The 16,808-nt window shown below is 61.9% G+C and carries 14 protein-coding genes; 9 read left to right on the plus strand and 5 right to left on the minus strand.

Annotated features, from left to right (window positions below; translation table 11 throughout):
- Positions 1-49 precede the first annotated feature (49 nt).
- A complete protein-coding gene (locus VSX42_RS09580) occupies positions 50-1,210 on the minus strand; it encodes a diacylglycerol/lipid kinase family protein (RefSeq protein ID WP_326504064.1) in 1,161 nt (386 codons plus the stop codon).
- A gap of 143 nt (positions 1,211-1,353) precedes the next feature.
- Between VSX42_RS09580 and serS the strand changes: the two genes are divergently transcribed.
- From serS to VSX42_RS09605, 5 genes are all read left to right on the plus strand, one after another.
- A complete protein-coding gene (gene serS, locus VSX42_RS09585; protein WP_326504065.1) occupies positions 1,354-2,661 on the plus strand; it encodes a serine--tRNA ligase in 1,308 nt (435 codons plus the stop codon).
- A gap of 220 nt (positions 2,662-2,881) precedes the next feature.
- Positions 2,882-3,841, plus strand: coding sequence for a metal ABC transporter substrate-binding protein (locus VSX42_RS09590; RefSeq protein WP_326504066.1), 960 nt, complete (start codon positions 2,882-2,884; stop codon positions 3,839-3,841).
- A 147-nt stretch (positions 3,842-3,988) separates the two neighbouring features.
- Complete coding sequence (locus VSX42_RS09595; RefSeq protein ID WP_326504067.1) at positions 3,989-4,732, plus strand: metal ABC transporter ATP-binding protein; 744 nt, start codon at positions 3,989-3,991, stop codon at positions 4,730-4,732.
- Positions 4,733-4,763: 31 nt separating this feature from the next.
- Positions 4,764-5,579, plus strand: a complete 816-nt coding sequence (locus VSX42_RS09600; RefSeq protein ID WP_326504186.1) for a metal ABC transporter permease — start codon at positions 4,764-4,766, stop codon at positions 5,577-5,579.
- A 156-nt stretch (positions 5,580-5,735) separates the two neighbouring features.
- The gene (locus VSX42_RS09605) at positions 5,736-6,980 is read left to right on the plus strand and encodes an ATP-binding protein (RefSeq protein WP_326504068.1); all 1,245 of its coding nucleotides are present in this window, start codon (positions 5,736-5,738) and stop codon (positions 6,978-6,980) included.
- Positions 6,981-6,994: 14 nt separating this feature from the next.
- Here the strand turns inward: VSX42_RS09605 and VSX42_RS09610 are convergent, their stop codons facing one another.
- A complete protein-coding gene (locus tag VSX42_RS09610; protein WP_326504069.1) occupies positions 6,995-7,678 on the minus strand; it encodes a metal-dependent transcriptional regulator in 684 nt (227 codons plus the stop codon).
- Between the two features lie 135 nt (positions 7,679-7,813).
- Here VSX42_RS09610 and VSX42_RS09615 point away from each other — a divergent pair, with 135 nt between their 5' ends.
- The 4 genes from VSX42_RS09615 (at position 7,814) to VSX42_RS09630 (ending at position 11,571) form a co-directional block, all read left to right on the plus strand.
- Positions 7,814-8,674, plus strand: a complete 861-nt coding sequence (locus VSX42_RS09615; RefSeq protein WP_326504070.1) for an HAD family hydrolase — start codon at positions 7,814-7,816, stop codon at positions 8,672-8,674.
- 472 nt (positions 8,675-9,146) lie between these two features.
- Entirely contained in the window at positions 9,147-10,298 is a 1,152-nt protein-coding gene (locus VSX42_RS09620) for a glycosyltransferase 87 family protein (protein ID WP_326504071.1), read from the plus strand.
- Positions 10,258-10,623: a thiol-disulfide oxidoreductase DCC family protein gene (locus VSX42_RS09625; RefSeq protein ID WP_326504072.1), complete on the plus strand. Its 366-nt coding sequence runs from the start codon at positions 10,258-10,260 to the stop codon at positions 10,621-10,623. Before VSX42_RS09620 ends, VSX42_RS09625 begins: the two co-directional genes overlap by 41 nt.
- Before the next feature lie 27 nt (positions 10,624-10,650).
- Entirely contained in the window at positions 10,651-11,571 is a 921-nt protein-coding gene (locus tag VSX42_RS09630; protein WP_326504073.1) for an AEC family transporter, read from the plus strand.
- A 19-nt stretch (positions 11,572-11,590) separates the two neighbouring features.
- Here the strand turns inward: VSX42_RS09630 and VSX42_RS09635 are convergent, their stop codons facing one another.
- The 3 genes from VSX42_RS09635 to VSX42_RS09645 are packed head-to-tail and all read right to left on the minus strand — an operon-like array spanning position 11,591 to position 16,778.
- Entirely contained in the window at positions 11,591-12,217 is a 627-nt protein-coding gene (locus VSX42_RS09635; RefSeq protein ID WP_326504074.1) for a recombinase RecJ, read from the minus strand.
- Positions 12,218-12,253: 36 nt separating this feature from the next.
- A complete protein-coding gene (locus VSX42_RS09640; protein ID WP_326504075.1) occupies positions 12,254-12,982 on the minus strand; it encodes a hypothetical protein in 729 nt (242 codons plus the stop codon).
- Position 12,983: 1 nt separating this feature from the next.
- Positions 12,984-16,778, minus strand: coding sequence for an AAA domain-containing protein (locus VSX42_RS09645; RefSeq protein ID WP_326504076.1), 3,795 nt, complete (start codon positions 16,776-16,778; stop codon positions 12,984-12,986).
- Positions 16,779-16,808: the final 30 nt, after the last annotated feature.

Genomic DNA, 16,808 nt, shown 5'->3' on the forward strand with positions numbered 1-16,808 from the left:
CCTGCTTTATGCCCCTATGAGCTGAGTTTCCAGACTCTGCCGAGAGCCCTTAGAGCCTTAAGAACCTCTGCCACCAGCGGCGCTGCTGCGCCACTAGTTCTTCTCTGGCGTTAACGAAGTCGCTGAGAGAGCGAATCTGCATGTCATCGGGGTACACCTGCACATTGACGGCGGCGGGGAGCACCTGGGCGTGGAAGTCGCTGACCTCACCGAGTACGTCCCCGTCCACCTCAACGGGTAGGCGGGTGTTGGGGAAGTAGACGCGGACGTCCGTGCCCACAAAGTGCTCGACCACCGGGTAGCGCACGCGGGTGGGGCGCAGGATGAACTGCGCTGCCATACGCACCCAGCTGCCCAGGTTGCGCGGGGTCAGCACAATCACTTCAAGCTGCCCATCAGAGAGCTGGGCCGTCTGCGCCAGGCTCACCCCGCCCTGAATCTTGCCGGTGTTAGCGACCAGTACAGACCGAATCTTGCGGCGAATCGGCGCACTGTTATTTACGGTGATGACTGCTGGGCGGCGGCGGGTAAACATGTGCCGGGTGCTGGCCTCAACGTAGGCTAGCCAGCCGACGCGGGCCTTGAGGTCTTCGCGGGTGTCGGTCATGATGTGGGCGTCAAAGCCTGCCCCGCCCATGACCACAAAATTGACCGGTGGAAGTTCCTTCTCGCCCTGCATCTCCATACGAATCATGTCGATGGTGCGGCTCTGCCCGTGCAGGGCGATGTTGATGCAGGCGTGCAGGTCATTTACGTCCATGTTGAGGTTGCGGGCCAGCAGGTTGCCCGTGCCCAGGGGGACGACGCCCAGGGTGGCTGCGGTGCCCGCCAGACCGTCTGCTACAGCGCGCACCGTGCCGTCACCGCCGACAGCCAGCACAATCTCAGCCCCGTCCGTCACAGCCTGCTGGGCCATACCAAAGCCGGGGTCGCCCGCCCCAGTCTCGTAGAACCTTGCCTTGGGCCAGTTAGCCAGGCCCAGCTCGGCGGTAATCATGCGAATCACCGAATCAGCCCTGTCTTTGGTGGGGTTATAGACCACCGCCACTTGTCGCGGCTCACCCGGCTCCAACATGCGGTGCAGGGGCCGGTAGACCGGGAAAAGGTCAGGACGCTCCCGCCTGCCCTTGCGCACAGACAATGCCACCCCACCCAGGGCAAGAGCAGAAGCAACAGCAAGGGATACGCCGAGAGTCGTACGCGAAACCATATCACCAGCATACTGAATAATACCCTTCCCCGCCGACCCCGGCTCCCCACTCCCTACCCCTCACCACCCCAGCGGACGCACCCCGCCGCTCCCAGCGTCCGCGCGCCTATCATCGCAGCGACAACTACGGTAAATTTAGAGGCATGATTGACATTAACCTCCTGCGTGAAAACCCCGACGCCTTCCGTGCCTCACAGCGCGCTCGCGGCGCTGACGAAACCGTCATTGACCAGATTCTCGAAGCGGACGCCACCCGCCGCACCTCCATCAACGAGTTCGAGAAGCTGCGCGCCGAACAGAACGTCTTCTCTAAGAAAATCGGCAAGGCCGCCAAGGAAGAAAAGCAGGCCCTGCTGGCTGAGGTTAAGGAACTCTCTCAGAAGGTCTCAGAGGCCAAGGCTGCCGCTGACGCAGCTGCCGCCCGCCAGGAAGAACTGGTCGCCGGTGTAGGCAACCTGATTATTGACGGTATTCCTGCCGGTGGCGAGGACGACTACGTGGTCGTCAAGCAGGTAGGCGAACCCCGCAACTTCGAGGCAGACGGCTTTGAACCCCGCGACCACCTTGAAATCGGTGAGCTGGTTGACGGCATCGACATGGTGCGTGGCGCTAAGGTCTCAGGCTCCCGCTTCTACTTCCTCAAGGGCCACGTCGCCCGCCTGGAGCAGGCACTCATGTGGATGGCCCTCGACCAGGCAACCGCCAACGGCTTCACCATGCTCACCACCCCCACCCTGGTGCGCCCCGAAACCATGAACGGTACCGGCTTCAACGTCGAACACGACGACGAAATCTACCGCCTCGAGCGCGACGACCTCTACCTGGTCGGTACCTCCGAGGTCGCTATCGCTGGCTACCATGCCGATGAAATCATTGACTTTAAGAATGGTCCCCTCAAGTACCTGGGCTGGTCCTCCTGCTACCGCCGCGAAGCCGGTTCTGCCGGTAAGGACACCCGCGGTATTATTCGCGTGCACCAGTTCAACAAGGCCGAAATGTTTGTCTACTGTCCCGTCGAGCAGGCAGAAGAGATGCACTCCAAGATGCTGGCCTGGGAAGAAGAAATGCTGGCCAAGTGCGAGCTCTCCTACCGCGTGATCGACACCGCCGCGGGTGACCTGGGCTCGTCCGCCGCCCGCAAGTTCGACTGCGAAGCCTGGGTGCCCACCCAGGGCGCCTTCCGCGAACTGACCTCAACCTCCAACTGCACTACCTACCAGGCCCGCCGCCTGAACGTGCGTGAGCGTATGCCCGATACCGTTACCGCCGATGGCAAGACCAAGAAGGGCGGTACTCGCACTGTTGCCACCCTCAATGGCACCCTAGCTACCACCCGCTGGCTGGTTGCAATCCTGGAAACCCACCAGCAGGCAGACGGCTCCGTGCGTATCCCCGAGGCCCTGCGCCCCTACATGGGCGGGCTGGAAGTAATTCCGGTAGTGGCTAAGTAGCTTCTTTTTAGTTCCCCACGGGGTGCTGTTTGTTCTTGTCAGACGGTATTTCGTGGGGAATTTTTGTGTTAAAAAGTGGGTGGCTCCGCCCCTACCTCCTTGAAAAGTTCGCCTAGACGAACTTATGATGGTTGCACACACCAGACCATGAACAGGGCTTCACCGGCTACAACGGCGTAAGTTAGAAGATCGCGCACCCCAACGAAGGAACAACGCACCCATGAACACAGCAACCCGCACCCCCCAAGCTCATGCCACCCAGACCCGTCGCGCCCTCACCCGTCGCCTGTTTGCTGCGGGCGGGGTGCTCGCCCTGGGCATCCTCACTGCCTGCGGCTCTACTTCCGGTACCGAGGCGCAGGATGATACCCCCACCGTCATCGCAACCTTCACCGTACTGGCAGATATGGCGCAGAACGTGGGCGGTGAGCACATCACCGTAGAATCCCTCACCAAGCCCGGTGCAGAAATCCACGAGTACGACCCCACCCCGTCCGACGTCAAAAAGGGTGCGGATGCAGACCTGATCCTCGCTAACGGGCTGGGCTTGGAGGCCTGGTTTGAGCAGTTTTTGCAGGACACTGACGCGCAGAGCGTGACCGTCTCTGATGGCGTGCAGACCATCAACATCGCTGAGGCGGAGTCCGCCGGTAAACCCAACCCGCACGCCTGGATGAGCCCGCTGGCGGCACAGACCTACATTGATAACATCGCGGACGCCTTCGCTGAGCTAGACCCCGAGAACGCGGACGCCTTCCGCACCAACGCTGAGGCATACAAGAAGGAGCTGCAGGCGGTACACGATGAGCTGGTAGCCGACCTTTCCGCTGTGCCCCAGGGCAAGCGCGCGCTGGTGACCTGCGAGGGTGCCTTCTCCTACCTGGCAGCGGATGCCGGACTGACGGAAAAGTACCTGTGGGCGGTGAATTCGGACGGTGAGCCGAGCGCCTCCCGTGTGGCTGAGGTAGCTGATTTTGTAGAGGGCAACAAGGTGCCCGCCGTGTTCTGTGAGTCTACGGTGCCGTCCAAGACCATGGAGCAGGTAGCGAAGGAGTCCGGCTCAACTTACGCCGGTGCGCTCTACGTTGATTCTCTCTCTGAGAAGGACGGGGACGTGCCCACTTACCTAGACCTAATCCGCTATGACGCAGAAACCATTGCCGAGGCGCTGAGCAAGTAGCCCCGGCGCCTAAAACCTGGCAGGCTCCCTGCCATAGATGTGCGGTTGCCGGTGAGGCAGGTGGTCCCGTGTGCGGGGTGTCCACCGCCTGCCCCCGGTGCCCCGTCCTTTGCTTTAAAAGAAACCGGGCGGCGTTAGAGTACAAGAATGAGCCTTTTAGATATCCGCGATGTGACGGTCACCTACGGCGATGTGCAGGCCCTGCGTGGGGCGCACCTGGCGGTGGACGCCGGGAGTGTGTGCGGCCTGGTGGGTATGAACGGGTCGGGTAAGTCCACGCTTTTTAAGGCGGTAATGGGCGTTGCCCCCGCCAGCGGGTCGGTGATGATTGATGGTATGACGCCCAAGGCGGCGCGTAAGGCTGGCGTGGTGAGCTATGTACCACAACGGGAGGAGATTGATTTTTCGTTTCCCGTATCGGTGCGTGATGTGGTGGCGCAGGGGCGCTACGGGCGGCTAGGTTTTACCCGGCGGCTGCGGGCTGAGGACCGTGCCGCCGTGGACGAGGCTTTAGAGCGGGTGGAGCTGACCGACCTGGCACACCGGCAGATTGGTAACCTCTCGGGTGGCCAGCGTAAGCGGGCTTTCGTGGCGCGCGGGCTGGCGCAGGGGGCTAAGCTCCTGCTACTGGATGAGCCCTTCGCGGGAGTGGATAAGCGGAGTGAGACGATGCTGGTGACCCTGCTACGGGAGCTGCGCGATGCCGGGGCTGGGATTCTGATTTCAACCCACGACCTTGCCAACCTGGCAGACCTGGCGGACACCGCCGTCCTGCTCCGCAACGAGGTACTGATGTCAGGGGACCCCTCCACCGTACTCGCCCCGGATAACCTGGTGCGTGCCTTCGGTATGAATCCGCTGACCCCCGCCCAGGAGGGCAACCGTGCTTGACCTACTCCTAGAACCGCTGACCTACGGCTTTATGCAGCGCGGGTTCCTGGTGACGGTGATTGCCGCCCTGGTCTGCGCCCTGCTGTCCTGCTGGCTGGTGCTCATGGGCTGGTCGCTCATGGGTGACGCTATCTCGCACGCCGTGCTGCCCGGGGTGGTGCTCGCCTACATGGTGGGCGCACCCTTCGCGGTGGGCGCGGTGATCGCCGGCTTACTGGCAGTTGCCCTCATCGGGGCGGTACGGGGCAGCGGGCGCATTAGGGAGGACGCCGCCATCGGCATTGTCTTTACGGTGATGTTCGCCCTCGGGCTGGTGCTGATTTCGGTAACACCCTCTCAGACTGACCTGCACAGCATTCTCTTTGGCAACGTGCTGGGCGTGTCCTGGGCTGAAGTTGCCCAGATTGCGGTGCTGGCGGTGCTGGTGGTTACCGTGCTCATGCTCAAACGCCGCGACCTGGTGCTCTACGCCTTCGACCCCGGCTACACTCACGCCATTGGGCTGAGCCCGCGCCTGCTGGCAGGGGTCCTGCTGGTGGCGCTCGCCCTGACTTCTGTGCTTGCCCTGCAGATTGTGGGGGTGGTGCTGGTGGTTGCCATGCTGGTGATTCCCGGCTCCACCGCGCGCCTGCTCACCGACAGGTTCAGTACCATGCTGGCGGTTTCTGCCGGAGTCTCCCTGGCGGGTGCCCTGGTGGGGCTCTACGCCAGCTACCACCTAGACGTGTCTGCCGGTGGTGCGGTGGTACTCGCCCTGGGTGCCTTCTTTGGTGCTGCCTACCTCTTTGCCCCGCGCCACGGTCTGCTGACCCGACGCCGGGCAGCGGCGCAGGCGTCCCAGGGCTAGGTAAGGGGCTAGGGGAGAGCTACCCGGCGCCTTGTTACAAAGTGCGGAACAAAACCTCCACAAAGTGCGGAATAGATTAATCGCAAAGTGCGGAATAGAATGTCTCTAAACTGCCCAATAGAATCATTGCAAAGTGCGGAATAGAGAGCTCATAGTATGTCTGACCAGTACATTCAAAGGTTTGCCGATGAATCCCTGCAACGAGCCCTGGGGCGGGCTGGCGCTGTACTGATTGAGGGCCCCAAGGGCTGTGGCAAAACAGAGACCGCCCTGCAAGTTGCCCAGAGCCAGGTGCGTTTGGACGTAGACCCGCAGGTAGCCCAGACCGTTGAGATTGACCCCTCTCTGCTTCTGCTGGGGGAACAGCCGAGGCTCCTGGACGAATGGCAGCTTTACCCCGTCATGTGGGACGTCGTAAGGCGTGACGTTGACGACCGTAGACTCACCGGCGGGTACATCCTCACCGGGTCTACCGCGCCGGGCGAGAACGCTGCCCGGCACACCGGGGCAGGGCGTTTTGCCCGTTTGCAGATGAGCACGATGTCCCTCGCCGAATCGGGCGAATCATCGCGCCAGGTTTCTTTAGAGCAGCTGTTGGAGGGTGACGCCCCGCGAGCTGCCGCACCGTCCGTCAGCATTAGCGACCTGGTAGACCGCATGTGCCGAGGTGGCTGGCCCGCCTTCATCGGGCTACCCCTAGAAGCAGCTTTAGGTAATCTCCGGGACTATGTATCAACCGTTGCTGACGTCGATATCCGCACACCGGACGGAGTACGACGCGACCCCGCCCAGGTGCGTCGTCTACTGAGGTCCCTGGGCAGGGGTGTTGGCACCGAACTCAAGATTGCTACACTCGCGCAGGACGCCGGTATCAACAGGGACACCGCCACCGACTATATCGCCGCGCTTTCCCGCATTTTTATCCAGGTCGAGCAACCCGCGTGGTCTGCCCATCTGAGGTCTAAAGCGACCCTGCGGAGCTCTCCCAAACGCCATATGGCCGACCCAGCCCTTGCCGTGGCAGCACTCGGGGCTACACCCCAGAAAGTATTGCAGGACCTGGACTTTGCGGGCCAGCTCTTTGAGTCCCAGGTTGTGCACGACCTCTCTGTTTTGATAGGAGGTCAGGGCACTGTAGCTCACGCACGAGACTCTGCCGGTAAAGAAGTGGACGCTGTGCTAGAACGGCACGATGGCAGGTGGGCACTGGTTGAAATTAAGCTGGGTTCCCGCGAAGAAACGGTGGAAAAAGCAGCCACCTCCCTCAAGGCCTTCAGGGATCAGTTAGAGCTAGAGAAATACGAGTACGCCCCGGAGCTTATCGTGCTGACGGGCGGCGGCCTGTCCTACCGGCGCCCAGACGGGGTTAACGTGGTGGCGTTTACGGCGCTGACCCGATAAGCCCTCCGGCAGAGCTAGAGGTAGGATACGTACACGGCGGCAGCTGCGCTCACGTCCAGGGGGAGTATGGCACCGCTGGGTAGAACCAGGTTCACGGTGGCGGTCTGCTCCGTCTCCTCGCCGTTAGCGGCGGTAACTGCCAGGTGTTTTCCCGGGGCAATGCTGTGCTCTGCAAAGAACCGCAGCAGCTGTGGGTCATCGTCCGAAACACGCTCCACCAGCACCCTGTCCCCCGGTGAACAATCCACCAGGGTATGCGGGGCAATAGACTCCACCTCGCCTGTAGGGGAGGGGATAGGGTCGCCGTGTGGGTCGCGGGTAGGGTGCCCCAGCAGGGCATCAATCCGCTCAACCATCAAATCCGAGACGGCGTGCTCCAGCACCTCCGCCTCATCGTGCACCTGGTCCCAGGTGTAGCCCAGCGTCTCCACCAGGAAAGTCTCAATTAGGCGGTGACGGCGCACCATCGACACCGCATACTCCCGCCCCTGCTCCGTCAGCTCAATCGCCCCGTACCGCTGGTGCTCCACCAGTCCAGCAGCAGCAAGACGTTTCACCGCGTCCGACACCGACGACTGCCGTAGCCCCGCCCGCGCCGCAATGACGGAGGTAGACGCCGGCTCGGTACCGTGTTCGGTAATGCCCCAAATGATTTTGAGGTAGTTCTGGGTGCTGTCAGACAGCTTGGTAAGAGACATAAACACAAGTTTATCCGTTGTCGCTCCCGGCCTCCGCACCACGCCCGTCGGGTACCTGCCCCTTTTACATGCTGTTCACCGGGGCTTTGCCCGCCGTGCAGGTGTAGGCTGAACAGAGTTATAAGACTGAAAGGCATGATGACATTCATGAAGGATCTGAAAGTACACCCTCCTCGCCGTTCAAACTGGGAACGGGAAGAGGGCGTGAGCTACCTGGTAGCTATCGATATTGACGGCACCCTGGTCAACCACGATGGCGCGATGAGCGAGGCTGTCAAAAAGGCCGCCCAGGATGTCGTGGACGCGGGCCACCACGTGGTCATTTCTACCGGACGCTCTCTGGGAGCCACCCTGCCCATCGTTGAGATGATTGGGCTGACGCGCGGCTACGCAGTGAGCTCCAACGGCGCGGTTACCCTGAGCATCGACCCCTCCCTTGAAGCTGGTTACCGCATCATCGACAAGGTCAGCTTCGACCCCTCCAACGCCATTACCCTGCTCAAGGCCAAGCTGCCACACGCGTCCTTGGCCTTGGAAGCACCCGATGGAACGGTCTATGCCACCGATAACTTTGAGGACTGGTCTTTTGGTGTCAACACCGTCAAGACCACCCGCACCGAGATGGCCGCGATGAAGTCGGCCGTGCGCGTGGTGGTCTGCTCACCCACAGACACCCCCGACGATTTCAAACGCGCTATCTACGATTCAGGCCTGCACGGGGTCAACTACGCAGTGGGCTGGAGTGCCTGGCTCGATGTGGCCGCCCACGGGGTTTCGAAGGCAACCGCCCTGGAACAGATCCGCCGCAAGCTGCGCGTGGACCCCCGCCACACCATCGCCATCGGCGACGGCCTCAACGACAAGGAAATGATTCACTGGGCAGCCCGAGGCGTTGCCATGGGCCAGGCCCTGCCCGAGGTGGCGGAGCTGGCTACGGACGTCACCGGCTCGGTCTACGAGGATGGCACGGTGCCGATTCTGCGCGACCTGCTCTAAAACCATGAGGCTTATTCATAAGGGGTTCCGCAGGCTCACGCTCGCTGCCGCCCCCCCCTCGCCTGGTTCGCTAGCTGGCTCGCAAGCTCGCCAGATTCGCGCCGAGATTTATTTTCCTCGCGGGCTCGGAATCTCGGTGCTCATCCGCTCACTCCATCGAGCCAGCAGCTTCGCTGTGAGCCTGCTCCACCTACCCTAATGAACAAGCCCCCATATATCCCCTCTATACCTATTGGGTGTAGGGGGGATATTCTTTATCTATGATTCAGCCCATGATATACAGAGTAAAAAACCGATTTTAACCCTGTGGCATGGCCTTGGGCAGATGGGTAGGAACTCATGATCGAGGAAGATAGCGTCATCATTGCTAACCAGCATCAGGGCTCTCAAGGGGGGGGCGAACTGTTCCGCCCTTAGGGACTATTATGCAGGGACGGTTGCTCTCTGCCTTTTAGCTCTGGCTACCGCCTGGGTGCGCTGCTCACTCCTGGACTCAACCCTCATTTTTAATCCGGCTGACTACGGAGTCTATCGTGGAACCGGGGTAGCTGTGCTTGCCGGGGCTGACTTTTATAGTCAGAACATTACCGGGGTGTACGTACCCCAGGGTCTCCCCTTCGTGTACACGCCCTTTACCGCTCTGTTGCTGATTCCTTTAGCCTGGCTGCCGGAACCGCTAGGGATCGGAGTCTGGACCTTCCTCAACTGCCTGGCACGGGGCATCCTGCTCTTGCTCAGTCTCATCTACATACGCCCGTCCCTTACCGGTGTCCGCCTGGCCGCGGCACTCTCCGCCACCTACCTGCTTGCCCTACCCCTGAACGTCGTAGCTCAGCATCTTATCTTTGGGCAGATTAATCTGCTTCTTGTTTCTCTCTGCCTCATCGACATGGTTCGCCCACAGACCCGCTATCTGCCTCGCGGAGTGCTGATTGGGCTGGCAGCAGGGATCAAACTGACTCCGGCTCTTTTTATTCTTTTCTTCTGGGTAAGCGGACGCCTGCGCCCGGCTTTTGCGGCAACTGCGACAGCCTTAGCTCCCGTAGCCCTGGGGTTCCTGCTCCTGCCTGAACCCAGTTCAACCTATTTTGGGTCTAAACTCTCTGGCCTGGAAAATGCTGTCGACTTAGGAACCAACTTCGCTACTTCGGGTAACAGCTCTCTGCAGGGTGTAGCTGAGCGCTGGGTAGGTACCCATTCTCTGCTCCTGTTAGCACCCTTACTGCTAGCTGTTGTAGCGGTAGCGTTTTCCCAGGCCCACCGAGAGTTAGTGTGTGGTGATGGTTTTGCTGCCGCCGCAGTACTCGGTTGTTCTACTTGCCTGCTTTCCCCGGTGTCCTGGTTGCACCATTGGGTCTGGGTTATACCCACTCTGGCAGTGTTGGTTACTCGTGGGCGAGTTGCACGTGCTCTGGCCGCTATCTGGGCTTTAGCCTGCCTGGCTCAGCTCACAGACCTGGGTGACCTAGCAGCTCATGCCGGCTGGCCCGTCATACCCGTTGAAATAATGCGATCATCTCTGGTGCTGCTCGCCCTGCTTGCTATGGTGGTCTTATACCTGCCCCCGCAGAGAAAGGCCAACCGTGAGCGACACCCTGCCCGCCACCGGCGTCCTACTCTATGACCCCGACTGCGGCATCTGCCAAAAAGCCGCCCGAGTGCTCACCCACCTGGGCCTAGACGCCCGGGTACAAGCCGGGCACTACGACCGCCTACAAGAGCACTGCGTCGACCTCGAACGCTTCATGCGCCAAATCCCCTTCATCACCCCCACCGGGCAGGTAGCCTACGGGGCGCTCGCCATCGCCTTAGCACTTTCCACCAGCCGGTACGCGCCCGTGCGGGTGGCGGCGTCCGCCCTGAAGAACCCCCTGCTGCGCCCGCTGGCAGAGCGAGCCTACCTGCAAATCTCCGCCAACCGCTCCACCGCCTGCCAGCTCAAGCACTAAGGGCTCGACGGTAGAAAGAAGCCCAGCATGCTCGCAGTCCTCGAAGGCTTTACCATCATCGCGGTAGTGGTGGGCGTAGGCTACCTGGTCGCCCGCCTCGACATTCTGCCGCCCAACTCCGGGCTCTCCCTCAATCGTTTTGCCTTCTTCGTAGCCCTGCCCCCGCTCATGTTCGTGACCATGGCCGGGGCTGACCTGCACGTGATTTTCTCCGGCCGCCTTCCCGTGGCTATCTTGAGCTTCGCTACGGTCGCCCTGCTTTTTGCCGTCATCGCCAGGTTCCTGCTCAAAAAGGACGCCGGCACCGTCACAGTGGGCGCGGCCGCCAGCGGCTATATCAATGCCAACAATATGGGCCTGCCCGTAGCAACCTACATCGTGGGCGACGCTGCCCAGGTAGCCCCTATCCTGCTCTTCCAGCTCCTGATCGCCGCCCCCATCGTGCTTTCTATTCTGGACGCCATATCCCACGGGGCGGTCTCCATGAAAACCGTTGCCACCCAGCCCATCAAAAACCCGCTGATTATCGGTTCAGCCCTGGGTCTGCTGGTCAACGTGTTCAATCTGCAGGTTCCCGATGTGGTGATGGAACCTTTCCGTATCTTGGGCGGCGCGGGCGTACCGCTAATCCTAGCGGCCTTCGGCATGTCGTTGCGGGGTTCCAAGGTGCTCGATACTCCCGGCCAACGCTTCGAAACCGTGCTTGCCGCTAGCTTTAAGAGCCTTCTGATGCCGCTGGTTGCCTACCTGCTGGCCCGCTACGTTTTCCATCTCAGCGAGAGCGATATCTTCGCGGCCACCGTTCTTGCAGCTCTGCCCAGCGCCCAGAACATGTATAACTACGCGGTGCGGTACAACGTAGCAACCACGCTCTCCCGCGATATCGTGCTGCTCAGTACCCTGGGCGCTATGCCCGTGATTCTGGTGATTTCACTCCTCTTGCACTGACAGTTTGCCGGTGCCCGGCCTACTGATCCTGCCCCTCCAAGCCCTCAAGCAGCTCAGCAATGAGCTCGCGAGAAGCCAGCTCTTCATGCCAGTAGGACCGCACCAGGGTTTTACTCACCGCCTGGGAGGTAATTCCCAGCGCCTGGGCTACCGCCTTTTGCTGCCCGCGCACACCGGGCACTAGCAGGTCAAGCACCCGCCACTCGGCTTCGGTACGGGCGGACGCCACCCGGTAGAGCAGGCGCAAGAGGCCGGTTACCTGGTCGGCCCGGACACCCTGCCCTTCAGCGTGCACACAGATACCGCGCGGTGGGGCACCGGTCTGGGCCTGCTCCACCGCTGACCGGGACAGGCTCAAGGCAGAGCCCGAACACTCCGGGGTAGAAACCGCCCCCAGGGCCGCCGCGAAGCGCGGCCGCACCAGCTCACCGGCCCCGATACCCACCCAAAACCGGGCAAACCGGGCCCCGAGCAGGGCGGCGGCCAGGGCGTCCTGGGCATTATCGAACGCCCCCTGCACCTCATCGGGGTAGGTGCGGGTAAAGGCAACAGCAGGGGCCAGCTGCTCGAGACGGTTCTCCAAGTCGGTGAGGTGCTCCTGCACCGAACCCTGGGTCGAGCGGGCAATGAAGGTCAGTACAAACATGTCTTTCAGTATGCCCTAGAGTCACCGGGCAGAAAACTAGCCTTCACCCCAGAGCAGGGTTTCGGCATCCACCCCGGCAAGGAAGAGCTGCTCCTGCAACGGCTGGGCGCACTCAATCGGCAGCCGGACGCTACTGCAGGTCAGGTCATAGCCCAGATAGGCGGTGGCAGAGTCAAAGCCGGATAAATCGCGCCCCAACTCCCGGCAGAGGTGCACCACCTGTTTGAGGTCGGGTGCCGACCCAAAGACCCAGAAATAATCGGGGCTCGTGAGCTGGAACAGCCCCAGGGGCGCACCCGCACCCGACTGATCCCGCACCCGCACCCAGCCACCTGCCGGGTCTAGGTCGCCGGGGCCGTCCTGCGGGGCTAGAGGGTCAAGCGTCCAGGCCCGGGTGCGCTCTAGCCAGTCGGGTAGCTGGGGCATATAGAGGGTGTCTCCCTCCCCGCCCCAGGGCGTAGCGTCAAAACTGCGGGCATACATGGCAGACCAGAACTCGCTACTGCTACACGAAACCCCCACGCTGTTGAGCTGGGCCGGGTCGCTCGGCGCCGCAAACTGGTCGTGCTCGGCATCCTCGGGGCTTGATGCTGCCAAATCAGCTAGGTAGGCCTGGTCCCAGTAGGTGGGCCTGGTCGCGTACCCCTGCTCGCGCAAGCGCTCGTCGATACGCTGCAGGTAGCGGGGCTCGCCCAGAGCCACGGTCTGCCCATCAAAGTGAAAGAGATAGGGGGAGCGCTTACGGTGGGTGGGGGAGAGGGGCATGCTAACTCCTAACGGTGGGGGGATCGGGGCGGACGCCAGCCTCCCCCTCATCGGGGAAGGGCAGGGCTGCCCGCTCAAGGCGGATAAAGGCACCCAGCAGGGCTAGCGCCTCGGGGCTGGTGGGCAGAAAGTCGGTAAACCGGGTTGAGCACACCACCACCGCCGCCCACATGCCGCGGGACAGGGCAACATTCAACCGGTTGGGCGAGAGCAGAAAATCGGTTCCGCGGGGGCTATCACCGGCACTCGAAGCAGCCATCGACACCAGCACCACCGGGGCCTCCTGCCCCTGGAACTTATCAACCGTACCGACGCGCACACCCCCGCCGTCGGCGTCCGCTAGCCCCGCCTCCAGCAGGGCTGCCCGAATCGTATCAACCTGGGCGTTATAGGCTGCCACCACAATAATGTCTGAGGGTGCTAGGGGCGCTGCCTGCTCGGGGGCAGCCAGGTGGGGAGTCCACAGGTGCCCCAGAAAGCCGCGGGCCAAAGCCACAATCTCATCGGCTTCTTCGACTGAAGCTGTTGAGTTACCCCGGTGCTCTATCGTGCGCAGGTAGACCCCGGGCTCCCACCCCTCCAGGTGCCTCTCGGTGCCCGAGGGGGCGGACGCCAGCCGCCCCTCATACGATAGGGCCGAGACCGGGGCGCACAGGGCCGGGTGCATACGCCAGGTGACATCGAGAAAATAGCCAAACTCTTCAGGCAGCACCGTACGGCCCGCTGAAAGCCAGCCCAGGGCAGACTCGTCCACCGGGTAGGGGTGGGTGCCCTGCGTGACCTGGGGTAGCTGGGCCGGGTCGCCCAGGAGCAGCAGGTTCTTAGCTGAACGGGCCACTGCCAGCGTATTAGCCAGCGAATACTGCCCCGCCTCGTCAATCACTAGCAGGTCAAGGCCCTCAAACCGGAACTTGCGATCAGAGGCAAAATCCCAGGCTGTGCCGCCAAAAATACGGCCACCGGGTTCATCCATAAATCTGGAAACGTCGGGGTTGCGAACCTCGCGCCAGGGAAAATTCGGGGTCTGGCTCTTGCCCGCCCCCTTAGCGATCTGGTCAGGGTCTACGCGGCCATTACTGATACACCCCAGCAGCATGTTCTCAACCACCGCATGGGACTGGGCCACAATACCCACCTTCCAGCCCGCAGCCACAAGACGGCCGATTACATGAGAACCCACGAAGGTCTTACCCGACCCCGGGGGGCCCTGTACCGCCACATACGACCGATCGAGCTGGCTCACCGCCTGATAAATAGCCTGCACCGTCGCAAGAGAACCGTGCGTCTCTACAAAATCCTGCGGACGTGGCAACACACCGCCCCCGACCAGCCGCGGCGGAACACGACGAACCACATCGGTACCCGCCGATGCCGGTAATTCAGGCAGTACCCGGGCGGTACGCGCTGCCAATTCAAGTAGAGCCTGTTCCTGGGCCTGCGTCGGAATAGGCTGCCCGGGAGTTAGCGCCATTGGCAGGTGCGGGTAAGGCTCAGCCGGCTCACCGTCTGAGGTTTTCAAACTCTCCCGCACCGTAATCCGCACTAGGTTGGGCTGCCCCGCCTCATGCTCCGGAATCTCCTCCAACTCTACAATCTCAGTACTAAAGGCACCGGCCCGCTCGGCCTCCACCGGTAGTACCCCTTCATGCAGAGCCGCATAGGTTAAAGCCTGCTGCCGGGCTTCCCGCTCCAAAAAGGGCGGAAAAGGGCGCGTATACATGGCAAAGAGGTTGCTATCGCCCACCTTCACCGACGAACCTGGAGCAACCCTTGCCACCCCGCTCAGCAAGCGCACAGTGGACCGAGCCCGCTCAGGGCGGTGCCAATCGGCGACCACCTGCATCCGGCCCAGCAACACCACATCGCGGGCGTCCTCCCAATCCTCACGGGGGGCCGTAAGACGATTGAAATGGTCCCACCAGAACTGACGGCGCTCGCGACGATGGTAGCCCGTAGCCGTAGCTACCATGGCAACAGCCTGCTTCTGCGGCTCCAACTCGCCACCGGCGTCTAGGGCCTCAACGAACCGGCGCAGGGCCCGCTCAGCCTCGGTCTCATCTTCAGCCCTGCCCGCCTGCACCAGCAGCTCGTTGAGGTCAGCCAGGGGCGCGGGCTGTACAAGCTCGTCGTCGACCGACCGGCCCACCAACCCTAGTAGCCAGGTGCGTAACTGAGACAGGGAAAGACCGGTGCGGTAGAGACTGCGGGCAAGGGCAGTGCGCATAGCTTCGGCCTGCTCCGCGCGCCCTTCCTTCTCGGCCTCGGTTACATCGGCAAAGGCCGTCACAGGAATATCAGGGTCAGGCCCAAGCTCCTGACCGTAGAGAGGCTCAATATCTGCCAGCACCCGGGTGCCGGTACTGATGCGCATGGAGCGCCGGAGCACCTCAGAGAGGTCAATGAGCACACCGTCACGTTGGATATCGGTGAGATAGGCTTCGCCCATACCGTGCATCGCCGCTAGCTGTTGCAAGGTGGTGAGCGTGGCCGCCCCAAAGTAATAGACCCGTAGACCCGGGTGAAGTTGGCGCTGCTGGTGCAGCAGGCCAAGAAAGTCTGTAAGAAGACGCCCTTCAGCGCTGCGGCTTGCTGCCCAAAACTGGCTAAACAGGGGCTCTGCTCCCGGCTCATCGGGCAGAGCTACAGCACCCAGAGTGTAGGTCAGCCCCCAGGCTAGCTCGGGGTGAGCCGCTTGCCTGTCGTGCCATAGGGGGTCAGCGCGCAGGCTGATGAAAAGATCACCTGCACTGGCCCGCGGGAGCATACGAAGAGAATGACGAGGGAAGAGCTTGTAGGAGACGGAATGTTCCTGACCTTCCCGCTGTACCGTGGCGGTACCGTCCGGCTCTGAATTGCCGGTCTGTAGGGCTGCCTGCTCTGCGTAGCGCCGCACCAGCCCCGGGAGCTGAGACTGGCCTGCCAGGGCCGCCAACTCGTCAATACTCTGAACACCACAGCGCTCATAGATAACCTGCCGTGAGCGTGCCGTCATCCCGGCGGTCAGTAGCATATCGCGGTGCTCCCGCACCATCACCTGGCAGGTATCGCAGCGCCCGCAGCGTGTTACCTCTGGGCTTCCGGGCTCCACAAACCAGCTCACCGGGGCTGTGCCCGGTGCCCGGTGGGCGGTAAGGAGCTCGAGAAGGCGCTCGCGCTTCTGCTCGAACACCGGTGTAAGGGTAGCAAGCTCATGTAGAGACTCGACGTTATTGCCCAGAATGAGCGAGACATAGGGGGCACAGGGGATCCCCTCTCTATGTAGCTGGTCGGCATAGGCAGCGACCTGGAGGAGAGCCGGGACCCGAGCCGTGCGAGCTAGCTTGGTGTCGACCACCCGGTAGCTACCATCGGGCTGCTTTACAAGGAAGTCAGCACGCCCGTGGAAGGAACCGTCAAAGAAGCTGGCCTGGAAGACAACATCTGCGCCTGCCCTCAGCACTTCGAGAGTTTCTTCCCGTTTTTCTTCGAGAGCCTGCCGAGTGTAGGTACGCGGGGGATCAACCTGATACACCCCCCGGCCCGAGGCTGGATCCCAGCTGCCGTAGGTTTGGAGAAAGTCATCGAGGATGCGCTGTTCGTGGGCTTCGCCCAGGGCGGCGGCTCTGCGAAGCTGGGGATCTTCAATACGTTCGAGGCGGGGCACCCTGCCCAGAGCCTGGTCAAGGGCGTAGAGGGTGGCGAACTGGCACTGGGCCGAGGTGACAAGGTCAGTAGCTGAGTAGATTAGAGACCGACCGAGAGGTTCGAGGGCCGTAGCCGTTAACGAGGGGGCAGAATCTGCATCGATGAAGAACATGGGGCTCCTTGGGGTTCGCTGTCTTCAAGG

The organism is Rothia nasimurium (assembly GCF_035916755.1).
Lineage (GTDB): Bacteria > Actinomycetota > Actinomycetes > Actinomycetales > Micrococcaceae > Rothia.